This window comes from Streptomyces muensis, from assembly GCF_021474425.1.
GTDB classification, from domain to species: Bacteria; Actinomycetota; Actinomycetes; order Streptomycetales; family Streptomycetaceae; genus Streptomyces; species Streptomyces muensis.
In genome coordinates, this window is sequence record NZ_JAKEIP010000349.1 from 1 (window position 1) to 6,849 (window position 6,849).

Genomic DNA, 6,849 nt, shown 5'->3' on the forward strand with positions numbered 1-6,849 from the left:
GACCGGGGGGCGCCGCCCCTTGCCGGGCTCCACGGGGCGGACCCCCTACAAGGGCTGGGACGGGTAGGGGCGGCGGGGGCGAGAACCACTGACGCGGCACGGAGTTGACCACGCCCGGCCGCACAAGCCAATCCGCACCCCATACCCCCACAACCCCCTGTCCAGTCCCCTTGGCTGCACACGACCACAACACGCCCCGGAGACAGCCCCAACCCGGACGACTCCGATCAACAACCGATCACTCTCCGGCACTTGATCGGCCGCCAAACGGTTACAGAAGAGACGCAATCGATGATTTGAGCAACTGGGCGTAGCAGTGCCTGCACGAAGCGTTATTCTCCTCAGACGCAAACCGGTACCCCTCCGTCGCTACGACGGGTGAACGGTCCCGCACTGCACGTGATGGAAGCTCTGCCTCTGGGAGTCCCGTGTACCCACACGTCGGGGTTGACGCCTCGGGCCTGGCTACGCTGCGCGCAACGGTCCAAGACCTGTTGCGCGGCTTCGTCCCCACCGCGTACGCCGTCCCCGCCCTCGCCGTAACCGCCGCACCCGTAGGCCCGTGCTACGCGCTCGCCGACGGCAGCGCCGCCGTCGGCAGACGCGGACGCACGGCCGGTGCGGCAACCGCCCGTCGGCCTGCCGCGGACAGCGACAGCGCCCGCATGATGGATCTCGTGGAACGCGCACAGGCCGGCGAGGCCGACGCGTTCGGCCGGCTCTACGACCAGTACAGCGACACCGTCTACCGCTACATCTATTACCGGGTCGGAGGAAAGGCCACCGCAGAGGACCTCACAAGCGAGACCTTTCTGCGAGCGCTACGGCGCATCGGCACCTTCACTTGGCAGGGCCGCGACTTCGGCGCCTGGCTCGTCACCATCGCCCGCAACCTCGTAGCCGACCACTTCAAGTCCAGCCGCTTCCGGCTGGAGGTGACCACCGGCGAGATGCTCGACGCCAACGAGGTCGAGCGCTCCCCCGAGGACTCCGTCCTGGAGTCCCTCTCCAACGCCGCACTCCTCGACGCCGTACGGCGACTCAACCCGCAGCAGCAGGAGTGCGTCACCCTCCGCTTCCTCCAGGGCCTCTCCGTCGCCGAGACCGCCCGCGTCATGGGCAAGAACGAGGGCGCCATCAAGACCCTCCAGTACCGAGCCGTCCGCACCCTCGCCCGGCTACTCCCGGACGACGCACGCTGAGCGCACCCCCCTACCGAACCAGCACACTCCGCAACCTTCAACTCACCCTCGGTGAAAGTCCGTTGACTTCGCGGTCCGTTCATCCTCCGTCCGTAACCCAAGTGCCAAGCCGCTCGTTGTGCGGGATGCAGGCTCCCTGTGGTCACTCCCTGGCCGACTTCGATCACTCGATCGTGTGGATTCGGTCAGGGCGTGCAACCCTCAGGACCCCCTGGGGAGTCGACCGTCATGACGAGAGGAGGTGCCGCCAGTGATCGCGAACGTATCGGCGCACCGGCGGGCGAACGCCTTCGCCCAGGCCCTGGAGGAGCAGTCCGACCGGGGCTCGGCGGCCGAGCAGGCCGAGCAGCCCGATGGATCGGCACCGGCACCGGCTGCTGCGGAACAGACCGAGCAGGGGCGCCTGTTGGCCCTCACCACGAGTCTCGGCGAGCTGCCCAAGCCCGTACTCGACCCCGAGGTCAAGGTCGTCCAGCGGGCCCAGCTCGTGGCCGCGATGGAGGCCATGCTCCAGGAGGGCACCGCGGGAGGCGAGGCGGGACCCGTTCTGCCCGGACAGCGTTCGGAGCGGGCGAGAGGCGCACACCGGGCGTCCCCGCTGGGCAAGCTGCGACCACGTTCACGGCTGGCCAAGGGTCTCACCGCGGGCGGGCTCAGCGTCGGTGTCGCCGCGAGCGCCTTCGGCGGAGTCGCCGCGGCGAGTTCCGACGCCCTGCCCGGTGACTCTCTCTACGGCCTCAAGCGCGGCATAGAGGATTTCAAGCTCAACGTCCTCGCCGACGGCGACGACGAGCGCGGGCGAACCTATCTCGACCAGGCCTCCACCCGGCTGAACGAGGCCCGGCGGCTGATGGAGCGGGGCCGCGGCGGGCAGCTCGACCACGAGTCGCTCGGCGAGGTCCGCCGCGCCCTGTCCGGCATGCGGCACGACGCCTCGGAGGGGCACCGCCTGCTCCGCGAGGCGTACCAGCGCCATCCGGACTCCCTGGGGCCCATCCAGGCCCTCTCCGCGTTCTCGCGCTCGCACCGCGAGGCATGGGGCCACCTCCGCGAGCGGCTTCCCCTCCAGCTCGGGGACGTCAGTGACCAGGTGTCCTCGGTCTTCGACGCCATAGACGACGAGGTCGCCCCGCTCCAGTCGCTCCTCCCGCCGACCCCGACCCAGGGCGGCGACGGCAAGGGCCGGGGCGGTTCCGGCTCCTCGTCCACGGGCACATCCGGCTCCGACCGGTCGGCCCACCCCAGCGCCGGCGGCAGCGGCTCCTCCGACGGCAACCGGTCCGGCGGTCCCAGCAAGTCAGCCGAGAGCTCGGCCGGCGAGAGCGAAGGCCTGCTCGGCGGCAACACCGGCGGCCTCCTCGACCCACCGAAGGACACCGGAAGCACCGGCTCCCCGTCCACATCAACCCCGCCCACGGAACCCGCCGTAACCCTCCCACCCCTCCTCCCAGGCCTCCTACCGGGCCTGGGCATCGAGGGCGAGGACGCCAACTAGCAACTCCACCAAGCCAGTCATACGGCGATGGGGGCGCCCCCTTTCAAAGGGGGCGCCCCCATCGCCGTACAAACGTTTCTCCGACCGGCGTCAGAAGAACACCGACCTCCGCTGCACCAGCAACTTGTACAACGTGTGCTGAATCTGCTCCCTGACCTGGTCCGTCAAGTTGAACATCAGCATCGGATCCTCCGCGGCCTCCGGCGGATAACCATCCGTAGGGATGGGCTCGCCGAACTGGATCGTCCACTTGGTGGGAAGCGGAATCGCACCCACCGGACCGAGCCAAGGGAAGGTCGGCGTCAGCGGGAAGTACGGGAAGCCCAGCAGTCGAGCCAGTGTCTTCGCGTTGCCGATCATCGGGTAGATCTCCTCCGCGCCGACGATCGAGCACGGGATGATCGGCGTGCCCTTGCGCAGAGCGGTGGAGACGAAGCCGCCGCGGCCGAACCGCTGGAGCTTGTAGCGCTCGCCAAAGGGCTTGCCGATGCCTTTGAAGCCCTCCGGCATCACGCCCACCAACTCGCCCTGGCCCAGAAGTCGCTCGGCGTCCTCGGCACAGGCGAGGGTGTGGCCGAGCTTGCGGGCGAGTTCGTTGACCACGGGCAGCATGAAGACCAGGTCGGCCGCGAGCAGCCGAAGATGCCGGCCCGCCGGATGGTGGTCGTGCACGGCGACCTGCATCATCAGGCCGTCCAACGGCAGCGTGCCGGAGTGGTTGGCGACGATCAGCGCCCCGCCCTCGGACGGGATGTTCTCGACGCCCTTCACCTCGACCCGGAAGTAGTTCTCGTACACCGGGCGCAGCAGCGACATCAGGACCTGGTCGGTGAGCTCCTCGTCGTACCCGAAGTCGTCGACCTCGTAGTCCCCGGTGAGACGGCGGCGCAGAAAGGCCAGGCCGCTCGCGATCCGCCGCTCCAGGCCGCCGTCGCCCTGGGGCTGCTGGGGCGGCTGTTCCTCACGTGTCACAGGAACATCATCCTGCGCGAAGGCCCGTCCCGGGAGGGGCTGGACCTCGCGTACCAGCACGGATTCACCGCTCTTACGCCTGCTCCCCGCACTCCGGCGCCGCTGCGGCCGCTGCACGGCACTCCCGCGGGACCGGTCGTCGTCGAACGGAATGACCTTGGCGTCCGCCATCGTTGATGCGCTCCTCAGTTGGCGCTCTGCGTCGGAAGGTGGCCGCCGCCCAGCACGGGCAGCGCGGCGATCCGGTCGACGGCCCCCGAAAGGGCCTCCGGCGGCAGAAGTCCGGGTCCGCGGCTCTTGGCGAAGTCCGCGAACGTCTCCGCCGTCGTGTACTTCGGCTTGAAGCCGAGCGTCTCCCGCATCTGGTCCGTCGACACCACCCGGCCGTGGGTGAGCAGCCGGATCTGCTCGGGCGAAAAGTCCGACATGCCCAGCGTACGCACCAGGGAACCCGCCCAGGTGACGGCGGGCAGCAGCAGCGGCACGGTGGGACGGCCCAGCCGCCGCGAACACTGCGAGAGCAGCAGGACGCCGTCGCCGGCGATATTGAAGGTGCCGCTGTTCAGCGTGCCTCGCGCCGGCTCGTGCGAGGCGATGCGCAGCACCTCGATCACATCGTCCTCGTGCACGAACTGCAGCCGCGGATCGTAGCCGAACACGGTCGGCAGGACCGGCAGCGCGAAGTACGAGGCGAGCGGCGTGTCCGCGGTCGCACCGAGGATGTTGGCGAACCGCAGCACACACACGGCGACGTCCGGCCGCCGCCGCGCGAACCCGCGCACATAGCCCTCGACCTCGACCGCGTCCTTGGCGAATCCGCCGCTGGGCAGCGACTTGGGCGGGGTCGTCTCGGTGAAGACGGCAGGGTCCCGCGGCGCGGACCCGTAGACATTCGTACTGGACTTGACCACGAGCCGCTTCACCGTCGGCGACTTCTGGCAGGCGCCGAGCAGCTGCATGGTCCCGATGACGTTGGTTTCCTTGACCATGGTCCGGCTGCCGCTGCCGAGCGCGGTTCCGGTCACGTCCATGTGTACGACGGTGTCGGCGCCGCTCTCGGCCAGCACCCGCGCGATGGTGGGCTGCCGGATGTCGGCCTGGATGAAGTCCGCGCCCCCCAGATGGTGCTCGGGCGGTACCGCGTCCACGGCGATCACCCGATCCACTTCCGGGTCTCGCTGGATCCGTCGTACGAACCGGCCCCCCAGTTGACGGGCCACTCCGGTCACGAGCACGACCTTGCCCAAGATCAGCGCCTTCCTTCCAGCACTCGTCCCGCTGCGTACCCTGCCGAGTTCCCCGTGTGCCGCCAACTTAGCGGGTCGGTGTTGCGCTGTGATGACCGCCCAATGCATGAAGTGACGAAAATTCCCTGCGTACGACCGGACGGCTCACGCAGTCGTCCAGTCATACGCACAGAGTCCGACCCCTCGCACGCGATCTCGATACGCATGTGGCCCCCCACCAGTTCTGATGGGGGGCCACAAAGCACGCCACTTTCGCGGCGCGCCGCGCTTACTTCTTGTTGCGACGCTGAACGCGCGTGCGCTTGAGCAGCTTGCGGTGCTTCTTCTTCGCCATCCGCTTGCGCCGCTTCTTGATAACAGAGCCCACGACTACCCTCGCTCACTTCTCATCACTCGGTGTTTGGGCGCCATGGGCCCACACGACCTACGAGGGGCTAGCCTACCCGCCCGAGCGCTGAGGTCGTAATCGAGAGGGAGAAGGGGGAAGTCCCGAAGGCCCCTGAGAGCCCTGAGGACCCCCCTCGCACCCACTGCCGTCAGGCGGTTTCCACCCCCACATAGCTCTCACGGAGGTATTCGTGAACCGCTTGCTCCGGGACGCGGAACGAACGCCCCACCCGGATCGCGGGCAGATGACCGCTGTGCACCAGCCGGTACACGGTCATCTTCGACACTCGCATCACCGAGGCGACTTCCGCCACGGTAAGGAACTGAACCTCGTTCAGAGGCCTCTCGCCAGCTGCAGCCATGACACACCTGAACCTTCCGCACTCGACGGCCACCGGCTTCCCCTTCCGGTGACTCTTCGTCGCTGCGTGCTCACTCCCCAATGTAGGTGCCAGTGATGCGAGTGGGGAAGAGGTGCACCCATCGGCGGCCTACTGGGACAGACACGCTCGATTGAGTACGTAGCGGGTAAGCGGCCGGTAGTAATCAGACCGCACAGCGTCATCAAGTGGAACGACGACGGACACAGACCCCTCGGCCTCCCCCACAAAGAGCGCGGGGTCATCCGTATCGGCGAGACCAATGGCCTCAAACCCCAGCTGACCTGCCCCGCAGACCCACCCGTGATCCCCGATCACCAACTCCGGCAACGGCCCGCCGGCCTCCGCCGCGGCCGCCAGCGCGGTACGAACCGGGAGCGGCGAGTGCGTGTGTGCGCCGGTCTCACGCCCGGTGCTCGGAGCGCCGGGTTCCCGCACCAACGCGACTCCTCGTACGTAGGCCAGGTTGTACGTGCGTAGGCCGAACCGGGTCGTTATGTCGACACGACGACCATGCGCCGGAGTGAGAACGGCACATCCCGCCGCCGACAACGCGTCCGCCAAGGCGGCGTAGAAACCGAGCAGCCGATGCGGGTGCCCGGTCCCGAGCAGCACAGGCACCCGACGCCGCGCGGCCTCCCCGATCCGCTCAGCAAAGGCATCAAGCCCGCTCAAAGTCCGCTCCGGATCGATCACATCCGGCCCAGACACACACCCCGGATCGGCCGAAACCCCGCACCGCTCCGCCATCAACCCAAGCAAGTCCCGCTGCCCCCAAGCCCCCTCAGGATCAAGCCCGATGACCACACGAGGATCCCGAGCAGCAAAAAGCCGATAACTCCGAAGACTCACCTCCCGAGAAGTAGCCACGGTCCCGGCAAGCCGAGCAGCCAACAGATGGGCGCGAAGGGCTTCCCTACTCAACACGTGAGCGATGGTGACGGACGGAACAGCACAGAGCCGTAAGAACAGAGCAACACAGCACAGTTGGGCTAACGAGACAGTCCGTCCGGGAAGGCGTTCACCTCTCGGGGGGACAAGTCCGTCCCCAGCCCCCACTCACCCACAGGGCGCTCCACCAGGCATTTTCAGCCCGTCCGGCGTTTGAGGACGAGGCCGGAGGCCGATGGGGGTCCAGGGGGCGCAGCCCCCTGGCGGGGTCGAAG

Annotated in this window: 7 protein-coding genes; 2 read left to right on the top strand and 5 right to left on the bottom strand. The window is 68.2% G+C overall.

Annotated features, from left to right (window positions below):
* The first annotated feature begins 428 nt into the window (after positions 1–428).
* Both L0P92_RS40395 and L0P92_RS40400 read left to right on the top strand, forming a co-directional pair.
* Entirely contained in the window at positions 429–1,202 is a 774-nt protein-coding gene (locus L0P92_RS40395; protein ID WP_234768120.1) for an ECF subfamily RNA polymerase sigma factor, BldN family, read from the top strand.
* 250 nt (positions 1,203–1,452) lie between these two features.
* The gene (locus tag L0P92_RS40400; protein WP_234768121.1) at positions 1,453–2,697 is read left to right on the top strand and encodes a DUF5667 domain-containing protein; all 1,245 of its coding nucleotides are present in this window, start codon (positions 1,453–1,455) and stop codon (positions 2,695–2,697) included.
* A 90-nt stretch (positions 2,698–2,787) separates the two neighbouring features.
* Here L0P92_RS40400 and L0P92_RS40405 read toward each other — a convergent pair whose 3' ends face one another.
* The 5 genes from L0P92_RS40405 to L0P92_RS40425 all read right to left on the bottom strand — a co-directional run bounded on the left by L0P92_RS40405 (position 2,788) and on the right by L0P92_RS40425 (position 6,610).
* On the bottom strand, positions 2,788–3,840 hold the full coding sequence (locus L0P92_RS40405) for a lysophospholipid acyltransferase family protein (protein WP_234768122.1): 1,053 nt from the start codon (positions 3,838–3,840) through the stop codon (positions 2,788–2,790).
* Between the two features lie 14 nt (positions 3,841–3,854).
* The gene (locus L0P92_RS40410; protein WP_234768123.1) at positions 3,855–4,916 is read right to left on the bottom strand and encodes an NAD-dependent epimerase/dehydratase family protein; all 1,062 of its coding nucleotides are present in this window, start codon (positions 4,914–4,916) and stop codon (positions 3,855–3,857) included.
* A 268-nt stretch (positions 4,917–5,184) separates the two neighbouring features.
* Entirely contained in the window at positions 5,185–5,283 is a 99-nt protein-coding gene (locus tag L0P92_RS40415) for a 30S ribosomal protein bS22 (RefSeq protein WP_003948845.1), read from the bottom strand.
* Between the two features lie 169 nt (positions 5,284–5,452).
* Complete coding sequence (locus L0P92_RS40420) at positions 5,453–5,665, bottom strand: helix-turn-helix domain-containing protein (protein WP_004984898.1); 213 nt, start codon at positions 5,663–5,665, stop codon at positions 5,453–5,455.
* A 129-nt stretch (positions 5,666–5,794) separates the two neighbouring features.
* Positions 5,795–6,610 (bottom strand): phosphatase, encoded by an 816-nt coding sequence (locus tag L0P92_RS40425; RefSeq protein WP_234768124.1) that lies wholly within the window; start codon positions 6,608–6,610, stop codon positions 5,795–5,797.
* Positions 6,611–6,849 lie beyond the last annotated feature (239 nt).